This window comes from Streptomyces durocortorensis (genome assembly GCF_016901035.1).
Lineage (GTDB): Bacteria > Actinomycetota > Actinomycetes > Streptomycetales > Streptomycetaceae > Streptomyces > Streptomyces durocortorensis.
Genome location: NZ_JAFEUF010000011.1, coordinates 56,494 through 71,425, shown reverse-complemented (window position 1 = coordinate 71,425; position 14,932 = coordinate 56,494). Strand labels below are relative to the sequence as shown.

12 protein-coding genes are annotated in these 14,932 nt (G+C 71.9%); 3 read left to right on the top strand and 9 right to left on the bottom strand.

Annotation, left to right across the window (positions count from 1 at the left end; translation table 11 throughout):
- Positions 1-70: 70 nt before the first annotated feature.
- The 6 genes from JS521_RS04290 to JS521_RS04265 form a co-directional block, all read right to left on the bottom strand.
- Complete coding sequence (locus JS521_RS04290) at positions 71-619, bottom strand: bacterial proteasome activator family protein (protein WP_012380119.1); 549 nt, start codon at positions 617-619, stop codon at positions 71-73.
- 110 nt (positions 620-729) lie between these two features.
- Positions 730-3,588, bottom strand: a complete 2,859-nt coding sequence (locus tag JS521_RS04285) for an FtsX-like permease family protein (protein ID WP_205081366.1) — start codon at positions 3,586-3,588, stop codon at positions 730-732.
- Positions 3,585-4,367, bottom strand: coding sequence for an ABC transporter ATP-binding protein (locus JS521_RS04280; RefSeq protein WP_205081365.1), 783 nt, complete (start codon positions 4,365-4,367; stop codon positions 3,585-3,587). Before JS521_RS04280 ends, JS521_RS04285 begins: the two co-directional genes overlap by 4 nt.
- A 162-nt stretch (positions 4,368-4,529) precedes the next feature.
- Positions 4,530-5,153, bottom strand: coding sequence for a PadR family transcriptional regulator (locus JS521_RS04275; protein ID WP_205081364.1), 624 nt, complete (start codon positions 5,151-5,153; stop codon positions 4,530-4,532).
- Between the two features lie 106 nt (positions 5,154-5,259).
- On the bottom strand, positions 5,260-5,592 hold the full coding sequence (locus JS521_RS37355) for a hypothetical protein (RefSeq protein WP_307847766.1): 333 nt from the start codon (positions 5,590-5,592) through the stop codon (positions 5,260-5,262).
- A 652-nt stretch (positions 5,593-6,244) separates the two neighbouring features.
- Entirely contained in the window at positions 6,245-7,897 is a 1,653-nt protein-coding gene (locus JS521_RS04265) for a protein kinase domain-containing protein (RefSeq protein ID WP_205081363.1), read from the bottom strand.
- 356 nt (positions 7,898-8,253) lie between these two features.
- Here JS521_RS04265 and JS521_RS04260 point away from each other — a divergent pair, with 356 nt between their 5' ends.
- The gene (locus JS521_RS04260) at positions 8,254-9,840 is read left to right on the top strand and encodes a protein kinase domain-containing protein (protein ID WP_205081362.1); all 1,587 of its coding nucleotides are present in this window, start codon (positions 8,254-8,256) and stop codon (positions 9,838-9,840) included.
- 247 nt (positions 9,841-10,087) lie between these two features.
- On the opposite strand, the gene JS521_RS04255 is transcribed toward JS521_RS04260, so the two are convergent.
- From JS521_RS04255 to JS521_RS04245, 3 genes are all read right to left on the bottom strand, one after another.
- On the bottom strand, positions 10,088-11,119 hold the full coding sequence (locus JS521_RS04255; protein WP_205081369.1) for a phosphotransferase: 1,032 nt from the start codon (positions 11,117-11,119) through the stop codon (positions 10,088-10,090).
- 125 nt (positions 11,120-11,244) lie between these two features.
- Positions 11,245-11,691: a pyridoxamine 5'-phosphate oxidase family protein gene (locus JS521_RS04250; RefSeq protein WP_205081361.1), complete on the bottom strand. Its 447-nt coding sequence runs from the start codon at positions 11,689-11,691 to the stop codon at positions 11,245-11,247.
- 88 nt (positions 11,692-11,779) lie between these two features.
- Positions 11,780-12,439: a response regulator gene (locus JS521_RS04245; protein ID WP_205081360.1), complete on the bottom strand. Its 660-nt coding sequence runs from the start codon at positions 12,437-12,439 to the stop codon at positions 11,780-11,782.
- A 348-nt stretch (positions 12,440-12,787) separates the two neighbouring features.
- Between JS521_RS04245 and pdhA the strand changes: the two genes are divergently transcribed.
- Together pdhA and JS521_RS04235 are read left to right on the top strand one after the other, a co-directional pair.
- Complete coding sequence (gene pdhA, locus JS521_RS04240) at positions 12,788-13,948, top strand: pyruvate dehydrogenase (acetyl-transferring) E1 component subunit alpha (RefSeq protein WP_205081359.1); 1,161 nt, start codon at positions 12,788-12,790, stop codon at positions 13,946-13,948.
- Positions 13,949-13,950: 2 nt separating this feature from the next.
- On the top strand, positions 13,951-14,931 hold the full coding sequence (locus JS521_RS04235; RefSeq protein ID WP_205081358.1) for an alpha-ketoacid dehydrogenase subunit beta: 981 nt from the start codon (positions 13,951-13,953) through the stop codon (positions 14,929-14,931).
- The last annotated feature ends 1 nt before the right edge of the window (position 14,932 follow it).

Sequence of the window (14,932 nt, the reverse complement as noted above, 5' to 3'; positions counted from 1 at the left end):
GGCGGCACACCACACGGTGTGCCGCCGGGCCCCTCGCGGTCGGTCCTCGGTCTCCGGGCGCGGGTGAGGGTTACAGATACGGGCCCGAACGGATCGGGCCGTGCGGGTCCGCGCCGCCTTCCTCGTCCTCGTGGACCGTGCCGGGCGGCAGGGCGCGACGCATCTGCTCCAGCTGGGCGCGGGCCGCCATCTGCTGGGCGAACAGCGCCGTCTGGATGCCGTGGAAGAGCCCCTCCAGCCAGCCCACGAGCTGCGCCTGGGCGATCCGCAGCTCGGCCTCGGAGGGCACCGACTCCTCGGTGAACGGCAGGGAGAGCCGCTCCAGCTCCTCGACCAGCTCGGGTGCCAGACCGTCCTCCAGCTCCTTCACGGAGCTGGCGTGGATCTCCTTCAGCCTGACCCGGCTCGCCTCGTCGAGAGGAGCCGCCCTGACTTCCTCCAGAAGCTGCTTGATCATGCTGCCGATGCGCATGACCTTCGCGGGCTGTTCCACCATTTCCGTCACCGGGACCTCGCGCGACTCGTCGTCACTGGCACCGCCGCCGATAGCCATTCCGTCCTGGCCCACGACAAGGACCTGCGGATGCTCCTGCGACCGGTCATTCCTCGGCATTTCCATGCCGCCATTGTCTCGCACACGTGCCGTACACCACGTTGGTGCCCCCGAAAACGGAAGATCCACCGTCTTCGGGGGCACTGGAACCCTTCCGGGAGACCTGAATGTGCCGTTCAGCCCGCGCGCCGGGCCAGGGTCAGCCGGGAGCTGGTGAGGCCGGCGGCGAGCAGTCCGGCGAGCACCGGGACGACCAGCGCCAGCAGCCCGATGGTCTCCCACGGCATCACGATCGGCGTGTACGCCGACTGCATCGGGTCCTCGCGCATCGCCTCCAGCGCCGCGCGCAGGTCGGTCAGGCGCAGGGCGACCGCGGGCACGAGCCCCGCCGCCGTTCCCAGCAGGACCCCGGTCAGGGCCACGACCAGGCACTGGAAGCCGGACAGCGAACGCCGTACGCCCGGGGGCGCGCCCACCGCGCTGAGGGTGGTCAGGTCGGCCTCCGCGTCGGCTTTGGACAGCCCGGTGGTGATGGCCGCCGCGCCCAGGGTCACCACACCGGCGAAGAGGGCGAGGATCAGCAGGATCGCCGCGTCGTCCCCCTGCCGCATGGAGTTCGCCGTCATCACGTACGTGTTGTCGCCGGTGAGCTTGATCGCCGCGTCGACCGCCTGCCTCTCGGCGTCCGTCGGCTCGCTGTCCAGCGGGTAGACGCTGCCTATCTCCTCGGAGTACAGACCGAGCCGGTCCGCGGTTCGCTGCGGCATGACCATGCGGATGCTCGGGGTCGCCGCGTAGCGGTCCGGTGCGACGTACACCTTCAGCTGCTCGGTGGTGGTGACGGCCTTGCCGGGGTGCCGGTCCCGGTTCTTCCTGTCGCGGTCGTTGTAGATGTGCGCGGCCTTGACGGTGACCTCGCCGTTCTTCGCGTACGACGAGTTCAGCAGGACGGGGGTGCCCTCGGCCAGGGCCTTCGCCGCCGCCGGGTCGTCGAGCTTCACGTACGAGGTGAGCAGGGCCGCGTCCCCGACGACGATCTTGTTGCTGTCGATGTTGAACGACGTCATGGTGAAGTTCTCGTCCATGCAGGCCGGGGAGTTCATCAGCCGCTTGTGCTCCTCGGCCGAGAGCCTGGGGGCGAGTTCCCTCGCACCTTCGCCCTTCAGGGGGCAGGAGTGAGCCTTGCCGGTGGGCTTGACGAGCTCCAGGGTGCCGCAGCCGTTCTCCTCCTCGTAGTACACGAAGCAGTCGCTGCCCGCCCACACGCGTCCGATGTCGGCGCGGTCGCCGCTGACGGGCAGGTTCTGCTCGACGGCCGCCCGTGCACGGGGCAGTTCGGCCTTCCCGGCCGTATCGGTGGTGCTCAGCGCTGCGACGCCGGACGTGAGGTTCGGCTGGTGCCGGTACTCCTCCTCGGCGCTGCTGCTGCTGGTGTACGTGGCGATGGCGACGCTGCCCGCGACGGCCGCCATCACCGCGGCGACGGCGGGTGCGGTCCGGCCCCGGTTGCGGGCCGCGTCCCGCAGGGCGATGCGGGGCGTCAGCGGGAGCCGCCGCCCGAGCCGGCCGAGGAGGCCGACGATCACCGGGATGCAGCCGAGGACGCCCAGTTCGGCGAGGACGGATCCACCGGCGACGAACGTGGTGTCGCCGCTGATCCCGCCGTAGACGGCGACGGCGACTCCGGCCGCGAGGGCGATGACGCCGACGACGGGCAGCACACGGGAGCTTCGGCGGGTGCCGCGCCGGCCGCTGAGCGACTCCAGGACCGACTGACGGCCCGCGACGATCGCCGGGGCGAGCGCGGCGAGGACGCCGGTGACCAGTCCGAGCAGGGCGATGCCGAGGATCTCCCAGGGCTGCACGGTCAGCTCGCCGAATCGGCGGCCGGTGAAGTCCTCGATCATCGGCCGGAACAGAGTGGTCAGCCCGAACCCGGCGCCGACACCGGCCACCGCGCCGACCCCGCCGAGCACCGCGCCGCCCGCGAGCACCACGGCCCGGACCTGGCCCCGGCTGCCGCCGCACGAGCCGACCAGACCCAGCTGCCGACGCGAACGGCGGGCGCCCACGGCGAACGCCGGACCGGCCAGCAGCACGATCTCCAGGACGGCCATGGCGGCCACGGTCACGGCTGCCGCGGCCAGCTCGGCGCTGCCGTCGCCGAAGTCGCCCATCTGCGCGGCCATGGGGATCTCGGAGTCGGGCGGCGGGTCGAGGACGACCTGCCGGGATGCGACCACCACGCCCTTCTCGTTGGCGGCGAGCACGTCCGGCCAGGTCACGCCTTCCCCGGGCGGTCCCTGGACCAGCCACTCCAGCTTGTCGGCCTGGGGCGGCAGGATCTCCTTGTCGTCGTCCGAGGACTTCTTCCACGGGGCGATCACCGCGCCCGGAAGGGCGAACAGGGACTTCTGCTTCAGCTCGGCAGGCAGTTCCACCGCACCGACGAGGGTGTAGTGCTGCTGGGGCCCGCGCACGGTGACACGGTCGCCGACGGACAGCCCGGAGGCCTCGATGAACGCCTCGGTCGCCGCGATCTCGTCCGCGGCCTTCGGGAACGCCCCGTCGGTCAGCTCGATCCGGCCGCGCAACAGGGGATCCCCGATGCGCAGTTCGGTGATCCGGGCGTCGGCGATCCCGTGCCGTGTCGTCACGGACGCGGGCACGGAACGCTCGGTGAGGTACCGCGAACCCTCCGGGAAGGTCGCCGGTACGTCGACGGACTTGCGCTCGGCCTGCGGGAGCAGGTCCGGGGAGTCCTCGTACGTCCCCCAGAGGTTCGCGTCGGGCATCTGCTCCAGCCGGACCGGCCCCAGCCCCTGATCCCGGTACCGGGCGTCGGCCGACCCCAGATCGGCCGTCAGCTCCTCGGCCTTGGTGGGCAGGGCGCTGCGGTAGGTGAGGTCGGCGGCCGTCACCCCGAGGACCGGCAGGGCGATCATCGCGACGACCAGGGCGCTGCGGCCCTTGGCCCGTACGGCGTCGCGCCGGGCTATGCGGAAGGCTGCGCGCCAGCCGGGGAGAGGGTTCACGCGTCTGCCCCGGTGGTTCCGGCGGCGAGCAGGGAGTCGGCTCCCGTGGTCACCGTCTGGTCGACGATCGAGCCGTCCCGGAGGAACACGACCCGGTCGGCCCAGGCCGCGTACCGGGGCTCGTGCGTCACCATCACCCCTGCCGCGCCCTGGTCGCAGCGGGTGCGGAGCAGGGCGAGCACGGCCTCGCCGGTCTCCGAGTCGAGCGCTCCGGTCGGCTCGTCGGCGAGCACGAGACGGCGGTCCCCGACGAGGGCGCGGGCGATGGCGACACGCTGCTGCTGGCCGCCGGACATCTCGTCGGGGAAGCGGTCGGCGATCTCCGCCAGCTTCATCTCGGCCAGCGCGGCGAGGGCTTCCTTGCGGGCCTTGCGCACGGAGACACCGTCGAGTTCGCGGGGCAGCGCGATGTTCTCGGCGGCGGTCAGGGCGGGGATGAGGTTGTAGTCCTGGAAGACGTAGCCGACGCTGCGGCGGCGCAGGGCGGCCATGCCCTTGGGGCCGAGGGCGGAGATGTCCTGGCCCTCGATGACGACCTGGCCGCTGGTGGCGGTGTCGAGCCCGCCGGCCAGGGTCAGCAGGGTGGACTTGCCGGAGCCGGAGGGGCCCATCACGGCGACCAGTTCGCCCGGGTACACGGAGAGGTCGATCCCGCGCAGGGCGTGCACCTCGGCGATGCCGGAGCCATGGGTACGGGTCAGCGCCCGCAGTTCGAGTACGGGGCTGCCGCCGGGCGTCCCGGAGGACGCCGGGGGCGGCGGTGTGGTGGACGCGGGCATGGTGGGTGGTTCCCCCCTGGAAACGGACTGGGTCGGGTGCGGGCGGCGGATCCGGGACGGGCGCGCCGCCCGAGTGGTGGCTGATGCGGGAGCCGGGATGGGCACCGCCCGGGTTACGGGCGACGGCGGTACCGGCGCCGGCCGGGGATGTGCGCGGCGGGGTCAGCGCTTGGCGCGGGCCCGGTCGGCGATCGAGCGGGCCGGACCGCGGGCGGGCGCGGGGCCGGGCTCGGCGGAGGGCTCGGTGGCGGCGGCCTCGGCGAGGCGGACGAGCCGGGACTCGCAGTGGTCGAGCCAGCGGGGCTCGGCCTCGGCCTGGAAGATCAGCTGTTCCACGACGAGCAGCCAGGCGACCTCGTCCCGGTCGGCCGGGACGTCGGCCAGGGCCTGGGCCTTGAGCCGGGTGTAGTCCTGCATCGCCTTGAGCGTGTGGCGGCGCTGGGACTGGATGACCTCCCGGATGTCGACACCCGGTGCGCCCACGGCCATGGCGAGCTTGATGGCCAGTTCGTCGCGGGGCGGACTGGTGCGGTCCACCGGCGTCCCGAACCACGTACGCAGTTCCGTGCGACCGTCGTCGGTGATCGCGTACAGGTCGTGCCCGGAGTCGTCCGAGCCGTCCTGGACGATCAGGCCGTCGCGCTCCAGGCGGCTGAGCGTCGTGTAGACCTGCCCGACGTTCAGGGGCCAGGTGGCACCGGTGCGCGACTCGAACTCGGTGCGGAGCTGTGACCCGTAACGAGGGCCCCGCTCCAGCAGGGCCAGCAGGCCGTGGCGAATGGACATACTGAGTATGTATACCGAGTATGTTCGTCCTGGCAAGTCCCGTCCGAGGGGGGGATGCGGGGCGGGATGCGGGTGGGACGCGGTCGGAGAACGGGGGCGGCGACGCTCAGTTCGCCCGGCGCATACGGAACGCGAGGAAGCCGAGCCCCAGCCCGACCAGAGCGATGCCCGTACCGAGCGAGACCTGCTGCACCCGCTGTACGGCCGCGGCGTCCAGCGCCTGCCCGGACCGCTGCCCCGGATCGGTGAACGCGTCGGGCGGCGGAGTGGAAACGGGCAGGTCAACGGGGTCCGCGAGGCCTTCGTCGGTCTCCTCGGACGGCTCCTCCTCGACGGGCTCCTCGGCCCGCGCCAACTCCAGCGGCGACAGCGAACGCCCGGGACGCGCCTTGCCGGCCCCGGCCTCGCGTCCGGCCAGGGGGGCGGTCGACCCGGACACGTCGGGCGAAGCGGAAGGGGAGGACGACTCCGTAGCGTCGGCCTCGGCCTGCGCCTCGGGCCCGGCTCCGGACCCGGCCCCGGCGGGGGCCTGCGCGCTGTGCCCGGCCGTCGCCGGGGCGGACGGGGCCGGTCCCGACCCCGGTGCCCCGGACCCCGACGCTCCCGGGACCGGGACGCCGGACGGTACGGGCAGGGCGGAAGGGAGTGCCGAGGGGGACGCGGAGCCTGACGGGACGGGCGGCGGAGAGGACGAGGAGGACGGAGGGGTCGTGGCGGCGGAGCTCGGGGCCCCGGGGGCCGCCGCGGTCACGGACGGCGGGACCTCGGGCGCCGACGAACCGTGGGCGGAACCGACCGACGGCCCCAGCGCCGCCCCGGCCGCCGCCATCAGACAGACCGCACACCTCGACGACCATGCGGCCGGGAGTCCTGGAGCCATGAGATCAGCGTCACACGGGCCTCTTCATCCGGCATCCCGGACGCGGTATCCAGAAATCTGGGCCCTGTCGGCGATCGACGACGAAGCGCGAGGGGGGCTCGGTGGACCCGTAACGATCAGCTTCGGACGCGTTCGGACACGTTCCGACAGGCCGACGATCCGGAGAAGGGCCGACGCCTCAGCCGACGCCCCAGAGGCAGACTCAGGAGACTCAGGAGGGCTTGCCCGTGGAGACCTTCAGCTCGAAATGGGCGCCGCGCTCGTCGACCGCCGCACCGGGTGACGGAAACTGGCCGACGATCTGGTCCTCGGCGTAGGTGTTGCCCGGCTCCTCGATCACCTTGATCGTCCAGCCCGCGGCGAGGGCGCACGACTTCGCCGACAGGATGTCCTTGTAGACGAACCGGGGCGCGCGGACCTTCTTCGGGTCGTTGGAGTCCTCGGAGGCGTTCGAGCAGTCCGTTTCCTCCATCGTCCGGTTGCGCTCCGGCGGACGGTAGCCCTCCACCTGCTCGGTGCCGCTCTCGCCGCCCTTGCCCGCCTCGTCGTCCTTGCCGTCGCCCTGGAGGGCGATCGCGGTGATCAGGCCGCCGATGGCCAGCAGCGCGACGACGATCGAGCCGACGACGACCGGCATGTTCCGCTTCGAGCCGCCGCCGGCGGTGGTGCCCACGGCCGTCGAGTGCTGCGGGGAGATCGAGTACGGCGGCGGGGTCTGGTGGGACAGCTGGCCCGGGTGCTGGTAGCCCTGGCCCTGGGCCGCCTGCGGGTAGCCGTAGCTCGGCGTGGGCGCCGGGGTCGGCTGACTGTACGGGCCGGGCTGGTGGTGCTGCTGGTGCTGCGGATGCGGCTGGTACGGCGTGTGGACGCTGTGCGGCGCCGGGGTGCTCTGGTCGACCGGCGGGAACACCGCCGAGCCGACGCCGGAACCGCTGTTGGCGGGCCCGCCCCCGGCCACGATCATCGGGGCGCCGGTCTGGCCGCCGGAGGCGTTCAGCACGCGGGCGATCTCGTCGCGCATCGCGGCGGCGCTGGGGAAGCGCTCGTTCGGGTTCTTCTTGAGCGCGCGGGCGACGAGGGCGTCCATCGCCGGGGTCACCGACCGGTTGATGCTGGACGGCGCGACCGGCTCCTCCTGCACATGCGCGTACGCGATGGCCAGCGGCGAGTCCGCGTCGAACGGGATCCGGCCGGTGAGCAGCTGGAAGAGCATGATGCCCACCGAATACAGGTCGGACCGGGCGTCGACGCCGCGGCCCAGGGCCTGCTCGGGGGAGAGGTACTGCGGGGTGCCGACGACCATGCCGGTCTGCGTCATCGAGGTGACGCCGGACTGCATGGCGCGGGCGATGCCGAAGTCCATGACCTTGACGACGCCGCGCTTGGTCATCATCACGTTGCCCGGCTTGATGTCCCGGTGGACCAGGCCCATCTCGTGGCTGGTCTCCAGGGCGGCGAGCACGTCCGCCGTCACCTTGAGCGCCTTCTCGGCCGGCATCGCGCCGTGCTGGCGGATGTCGGCGGCCAGCACCGAGCCCAGCGGCTGCCCCTCGACGTACTCCATGACGATGTAGGGCATCAGCGCACCGCCCAGCTCGTCCTCGCCGGTGTCGAAGACGGAGACGATGTTGGTGTGCTGGAGCTTGGCGACGGCCTGCGCCTCGCGCCGGAAGCGCTCGCGGAAGGACTGCTCGCGGCCGAGCTCGGTGTGCAGGGTCTTGATCGCGACCTGGCGGTCCAGGGCGGAGTCGTAGGCCAGGTATACGGAAGCCATCCCGCCCTCGCCGAGCAGGTCGCGCAGCTGGTAGCGGCCGCCCGCGACCGCCCCGCCCGCATAGCGGCCCTGTGCGCCGTCCTGGCTCATGACTTGCATCCCCCTCGGCGGCGCGCGGTCGCACGCGGTGCTTCTGTGTGTTTCTGTCTGACGTGTTTGCGTGGCCCGCGGTTCCGTACAACGCGATTCCGGGCCAAGTCTGCCGTAGGGGTCCGACACGTCAAGCCGGGTGCCCGTTCCGTGACCCTACGCACAAGAAGCGTCTCGGAAGCGTTACAGGAAACGCATCACCTTCGGGTGGAGGACGCGCCGGACGGTCCGATGATCCTGCCGGAGCGGAACCGTGGTGTCCGGCGGAGGCTGTAGCGTGACGTGGCAATGCAGCAAGTGCAGCAAGGCACCGTGAGAACCCGCGGACGCGCGGACAGATACGACGGCGAGGACTGATGGCACCCGATTCCGAAGCAAACGGCGGCGGAGTTTCGGATGGCACCGACTCCTGGGGCGTCGGCGGCGTCGTCGGTGACGGCCGTTACCGGATGACCCACCGGCTCGGCCGGGGCGGCATGGCGGAGGTCTACGCGGCGGAGGACGTCCGGCTCGGACGGACCGTCGCGGTGAAGCTGCTCCGCTCCGACCTGGCCGAGGACCCGGTCTCCAAGGCCCGCTTCACCCGCGAAGCACAGTCCGTCGCGGGCCTCAACCACCACGCGATCGTCGCCGTGTACGACTCCGGTGAGGACGTCGTGGGCGGCCAGACCGTCCCGTACATCGTGATGGAGCTGGTCGAGGGCCGCACCATCCGCGATCTGCTCCTGACCGCCGAGGCCCCGCCGCCCGAGCAGGCGCTGATCATCGTCTCGGGTGTGCTGGAAGCCCTCGCCTACTCGCACCAGCACGGCATCGTGCACCGCGACATCAAGCCCGCCAACGTGATCATCACGGACTCCGGCGCGGTCAAGGTGATGGACTTCGGCATCGCCCGCGCGCTGCACGGCGCGCAGTCGACGATGACCCAGACCGGCATGGTCATGGGCACCCCGCAGTACCTCTCCCCCGAGCAGGCGCTCGGCAAGGCCGTCGACCACCGGTCCGACCTGTACGCCACCGGCTGCCTGCTCTACGAACTGCTGGCGCTGCGGCCCCCGTTCACCGGGGAGACCCCGCTCTCGGTGGTCTACCAGCACGTCCAGGACATTCCGGTGCCGCCGTCCGAGGTCTCGGACGTGGTGCCGCCGGAGCTGGACGGGATGGTGATGCGCTCGCTGGCGAAGGACCCGGACGACCGGTTCCAGAGCGCGGAGGAGATGCGCGGGCTCGTCCAGTACAGCCTGCAGATGCTCCAGGTGCAGGGCGGCCACACGGGCACCTGGAACACCGGTCCGGTCGCGCTGCGCGAGGGGGGCCAGACCCCGCCGCACGGTATGGCCGGCTCCACTCAGGTGATGGGCGCGGGGCACCCGATGCACGGGGACACCTCGCAGGGCCCGATCCTGCCCCCGTACAACCCGGACGACGGGGGGTACGACGGCGGGCAGGGGCGTCCCGGCGGGCGCGGCAAGATGTGGCTCTTCGTTCTGCTGGCCCTGATCGCGATCGGCGCGGGTGTCGCGTTCGCCCTCAACGCGGCGCAGGGCGACGACGACAAGAAGAAGCCGGTCACCCCGTCCACCTCGGTCAGCCAGTCCGAGGAGGAGCCCTCGGAGGAGCCGTCCGAGGAGGAGAGCGAGGAGCCGGAGGAGCCGGACACCACGACCGGCGGCCAGACCGAGCCGAACCCGCCGCCGTGGACCCCGGACCCGACCCCGAGCGAGCCGACGTTCAGCCCGTCCCCGACGCCGACCGACTCGGACGGCGGCACCTCGGACGGCTCCACCGACGAGGGCAGCAGCGGGGAGCCCACCGGCGAGCCCACGGACCCGACGACCGACCCCGGCACCCCGGGCGGAGTCATCGAGGGCGGGGCCGGCGGGGACGAGGGCGGTACGGGCACGACGCCCGGTGAGACGGCGCAGGGCGCCACGACCGGGTAACGCACCACCGCAGCACCACCGCGCACCACCCCATGAGCCCGGGGGGGGGGGGGGGGCGGGGGGGGGGGGGGGGGGCCGGGGGGGCGCGGATGCGGACCGGGGGGGGGCCGGCCCCCCCCGCCCTCGACCGGCCGCCCAGCCCCCCGCCCCTTAACACCCACCCCCCCCCCCCCCCCCCCCCCCCCCACCCCCCCCCCCGCCCCCCCCCCCGGGCCCCCCCCCGGGGCTCACGCGGTGACGCACCGTTTCACTCCGTGAAGGCCGCGCACACCGCCTCGTACTCCCGCGTCCACCACACCACCAGGGCCGACACCGCGGGGAACTGCGGGTCGGCCCTGCGGTCGTCCAGCCGGTAGCGCCAGCGGAGTATCCAGAAGTCGTTGAGCCGCTCCCACCACACCCGGTGCACCGCGGCCGCCAGCTCCGCGGCCCCCGCCCCGGCGGCCCGCCGGTACGCGCGGGCGTACGCCCGGACCTTCGCGAGGTCCAGCTCCCCGTCCGGCCGGACGAAGAAGATCGCCACCGCCCGTACCACCTCCTCCGCGCGCGGCTGTACGTCCAGCCGGTCCCAGTCCACGATCGCGACCGGGTCGGCGCCCCGGTAGAGGAGGTTCAGCGGGTGGAAGTCGCCGTGCACCCAGCCGGTGGCGGGCCCGTCCGGGGTGGGCGGGCGGCGGTGGGCGTGCTGTTCGAGCAGGGCGCGGCGCTCCACGAGCCGGTGCACGGCGAGTTCGTCGAAGGCGTCGCGCGGGGTGTCCCGGCCGTCCTCGCCGCGGGCGGCGGCCAGCAGGTCGTCGATCAGCGCGAAGGTCTCGGCGGCGTCCGGGCTGCGGTGTCCCGGCCGGGCGGGAGGGCTCGCGGGGTGCGGGCCGTCGCGCGGCGCCATCACCTGCTCCAGGCCGGTGTGCACGGTGCCGAGGAGCGTTCCGAGCCGGCGCGACTGGGACAGGGTCAGCTGGGCGCCGACCCGGTGGAGGCCGTCGACCCAGGGGTGCAGGGCGTAGCAGCGTTCGCCGATCACGGTGACGGTGTCGCCCCGGGTGTCCGTCAGGGGCGGGACGACGGGCACGCCGAGCGACTGCAGACGCTGGGTCGCGCGGTGCTGGCGCACGATCGCTGCGCGTTCGCCGCTGGTGTCGTCCAGGTGCTTCTTGTCGAGATGGTGCTTGAGGAAGTACGAGCCGCTCGTGGTGGAGACGCGGTACCCGTGGTTCAGCAGGCCCTTGGTGATCGGCTCGCAGGCGAGCGGCTCGCCCACGCCCGGGTAACGGCGCAGCACCTCGCCGACCGGGGGAACAGGTGGGCGAGTGACATATGAGCGCGGCACTTACCAGATGTTAGATCACTCTGCGTGGCCGGTTCGCGGACTTGCGGTCACGCCCAGCGGTGCGCTAAGGCCTGTCGTCAGGCGAAGTCCAGGACGTGTTCCGTGACGAAGTGCGGATCGACCCGGAGATAGGCCGGCGCGTAGGGCTCCCCGTTGACGCTGACGGGTGCCGCGCCGAACAGTGCCTCCTGCTCGGGGCAGGGGTGCACGATCTCGGCGGGTCCGGTGAACTGCACCGACCACAGATTGCCGCCGTCGCCGGAGGCCGCGTCGTTGTAGTTGTCCGCCCCGTACGCGACGACGCTCCCGTCACACGCCTCGTGGTGGCCGAAACCCCGGTGCATCCGCAGCAGGATGCGCCCGTCGCTCACGATGTGCCGGGCCACCGCCAGGAACGGCAGGGCCCGCATGCTGGTCGCGAGGCGGCCGTACGGAACCCGGCCGAGCAGCTCGATCGGCTCGGCCCGCTCGATCGTGCCGACCGCGCGGTGTGCGTGGGGGGAGCCGTGGGAGTCGAAGGACATGGCTTCCACTGTCCCCCGGGCGTAGGGGCCGCGTAAGAGTCGCCTGCCCCGGGTGGCGCGGGACCAAAGTCCTGCCGTCCGGGGCGGTTCAGCGGCGCTCGGCCTGGAGCCGTGCGACGTACGCGGCGGCCTGCGAGCGGCGCTCCATGCCCAGCTTGGACAGTAGGCTGGAGACGTAGTTCTTGATGGTCTTCTCGGCGAGGTGCAGGCGCTCCCCGATGACCCGGTTGGTCAGGCCCTCGCCGATCAGGTCCAGGATCTTGCGTTCCTGTTCGGTCAGGCCTGCGAGCTTGTCGTCGCCCTTGCCGCTGCCGCCGTCGCGCAGCCGCTCCAGCACCCGGGCGGTCGCCACCGGGTCCAGCAGGGATTTTCCGGCGGCCACGTCCCGTACGGCATTCAGCAGCTCATTGCCGCGGATCGCCTTCAGCACGTATCCCGACGCGCCCGCCATGATCGCGTCGAAAAGCGCCTCGTCATCGGCGTACGAGGTGAGCATCAGGCATTTGATGTTCTCGTCCTGGGAACGGACTTCCCGGCAGACCTCCACCCCGCTGCCGTCCGGCAGCCGTACGTCGAGCACCGCCACATCGGGCCGGGTCGCCGGGATCCGCACCAGGGCGTCCGCGGCCGTACCGGCCTCGCCGACCACCTCGATGTCCGGTTCGGAGGCGAGCAGCTCATGGACGCCACGCCGGACGACCTCATGATCGTCGAGCAGAAATACCGTGATTTTTCCTTCTTCGCGCACGGTCGCAGTCTCACATACTCGCTTCCCCTCCGCTCTTCCCTGGCGCTGATCCGCGGGATAACGTGCCGTTGTTCCGGCGGCCTGCAAGGCTGTTTCCAGTGCCCTGACCAGCAGCGCTTCGCGTTTTTTTCGATTTACTTGGAAATCCAAGCAAAATCGCAGGTCAGAGAGGGTTTCGCAGTTATGCGATGCACTGGGTAACGTGCCTATGACAGGGCGCTCGCCGGGGCACCTGTCACGCCTGATCCCGGCCGACCGGCACCCACCCCGTGCACGGCTGTCGGATTCAGGCGAGCCGCACTGGTTCCCGGCAGACCCCGGGGGCCGGACCGACGGAGGAGCACGCACGTGACCGTGGAGAGCACTGCCGCCGCGCGTAAACCGCGACGCGCCAGCAAGCGGACCAGCGCCGCGAAGAAGCCGCAGAGCGCCGAGCCCCAGCTCGTCCAGCTGCTGACGCCCGAGGGTGAGCGCGTCGAGCACCCCGACTACAGCATCGACCTGAGCGCCGACGAGCTGCGCGGCCTGTACCGGGACATGGTCCTCACGCGCCGCTTCGACGCCGAGGCGACCGCCCTCCAGCGTCAGGGCGAGCTGGGCCTGTGGGCCTCGCTCCTCGGCCAGGAGGCCGCCCAGATCGGCAGCGGCCGGGCCCTGCGCGACGACGACTACGTCTTCCCGACCTACCGGGAGCACGGGGTCGCCTGGTGCCGCGGCGTCGACCCGACCAATCTGCTCGGCATGTTCCGCGGCGTGAACCACGGCGGCTGGGATCCGAACAGCAACAACTTCCACCTGTACACGATCGTCATCGGCTCGCAGACGCTGCACGCCACCGGCTACGCCATGGGCGTCGCCAAGGACGGTGCGGACTCCGCCGTGATCGCGTACTTCGGTGACGGGGCCTCCAGCCAGGGCGACGTCGCCGAGTCGTTCACCTTCTCCGCGGTCTACAACGCCCCGGTCGTCTTCTTCTGCCAGAACAACCAGTGGGCCATCTCCGAGCCCACCGAGCGCCAGACCCGCGTGCCGCTCTACCAGCGCGCCCAGGGCTACGGCTTCCCCGGCGTCCGGGTCGACGGCAACGACGTCCTCGCCTGCCTCGCCGTCACCCGCTCCGCGCTGGAGCGCGCCCGCCGCGGTGAGGGCCCGACCCTCGTCGAGGCGTTCACCTACCGCATGGGCGCCCACACCACCTCCGACGACCCGACGAAGTACCGGGCCGACGAGGAGCGGGCCGCCTGGGAGGCCAAGGACCCGATCCTGCGGCTGCGGACGTACCTGGAGAAGGCCGGCCACGCCGACGAGGCGTTCTTCACCGCCCTGGACGAGGAGAGCGAGACCCTCGGCAAGCGGGTACGGGAAGCGGTACGCGCGATGCCCGACCCGGACCCGATGGCCCTGTTCGAGCACGGCTACGCCGACGGCAGCTCCCTCGTGGACGAGGAGCGCGCCCAGTTCGCCGCCTACCAGGCATCGTTCGCCGACTCTGCCAAGGAGGGCAAGTAGCCATGGCCGTGGAAAAGATGTCCATCGCGAAAGCGCTCAACGAGTCGCTCCGCCACGCCCTCGACACCGACCCCAAGGTCCTCATCATGGGTGAGGACGTCGGCAAGCTCGGCGGCGTCTTCCGGATCACCGACGGACTCCAGAAGGACTTCGGCGAGGACCGGGTGATCGACACCCCGCTCGCCGAGTCCGGCATCGTCGGCACGGCGATCGGCCTGGCCCTGCGCGGCTACCGCCCCATCGTCGAGATCCAGTTCGACGGCTTCGTCTTCCCCGCGTACGACCAGATCGTCACGCAGCTCGCCAAGATGCACGCCCGCGCGCTCGGCAAGATCAAGCTGCCGGTCGTCGTGCGGATTCCGTACGGCGGTGGCATCGGCGCGGTCGAGCATCACAGCGAGTCCCCCGAGGCGCTCTTCGCGCACGTCGCGGGTCTGAAGGTGGTCTCGCCGTCCAACGCGAGCGACGCCTACTGGATGATGCAGCAGGCCGTCCAGAGCGACGACCCGATCATCTTCTTCGAGCCCAAGCGGCGCTACTGGGACAAGGGCGAGGTCGACACCGAGTCCATCCCCGGCCCGCTGCACAGGGCCGTGACCGCCCGCGAGGGCAGCGACCTCACGCTCGTCGCGTACGGGCCGATGGTCAAGGTCTGCCTGGAAGCGGCCGCGGCCGCCCAGGAGGAGGGCAAGTCGATCGAGGTCCTGGACCTGCGCTCGATGGCCCCGATCGACTTCGACGCCGTCCAGACCTCGGCGGAGAAGACCGGCCGGGTCGTGGTCGTCCACGAGGCGCCCGTCTTCTACGGCTCCGGCGCGGAGATCGCCGCCCGGATCACCGAGCGCTGCTTCTACCACCTCGAAGCCCCCGTGCTGCGGGTCGGCGGCTACCACGTGCCCTACCCGCCGGCCCGGCTGGAGGACGAGTATCTGCCCGGTCTGGACCGGGTGCTCGACGCCGTCGACCGCTCGCTGGCGTTCTGAG

Excerpts from the sequence above, each read along its gene's own strand:
- JS521_RS04235 (WP_205081358.1), top strand. The coding sequence starts at position 13,951 with ATGGCCGTGGAAAAGATGTCCATCGCGAAAGCGCTCAACGAGTCGCTC.
- JS521_RS04250 (WP_205081361.1), bottom strand. The coding sequence starts at position 11,691 with ATGTCCTTCGACTCCCACGGCTCCCCCCACGCACACCGCGCGGTCGGC.
- JS521_RS04260 (WP_205081362.1), top strand. The coding sequence starts at position 8,254 with ATGGCACCCGATTCCGAAGCAAACGGCGGCGGAGTTTCGGATGGCACC.
- JS521_RS04265 (WP_205081363.1), bottom strand. The coding sequence starts at position 7,897 with ATGAGCCAGGACGGCGCACAGGGCCGCTATGCGGGCGGGGCGGTCGCG.
- JS521_RS04290 (WP_012380119.1), bottom strand. The coding sequence starts at position 619 with ATGGAAATGCCGAGGAATGACCGGTCGCAGGAGCATCCGCAGGTCCTT.
- JS521_RS04280 (WP_205081365.1), bottom strand. The coding sequence starts at position 4,367 with ATGCCCGCGTCCACCACACCGCCGCCCCCGGCGTCCTCCGGGACGCCC.
- JS521_RS04275 (WP_205081364.1), bottom strand. The coding sequence starts at position 5,153 with ATGTCCATTCGCCACGGCCTGCTGGCCCTGCTGGAGCGGGGCCCTCGT.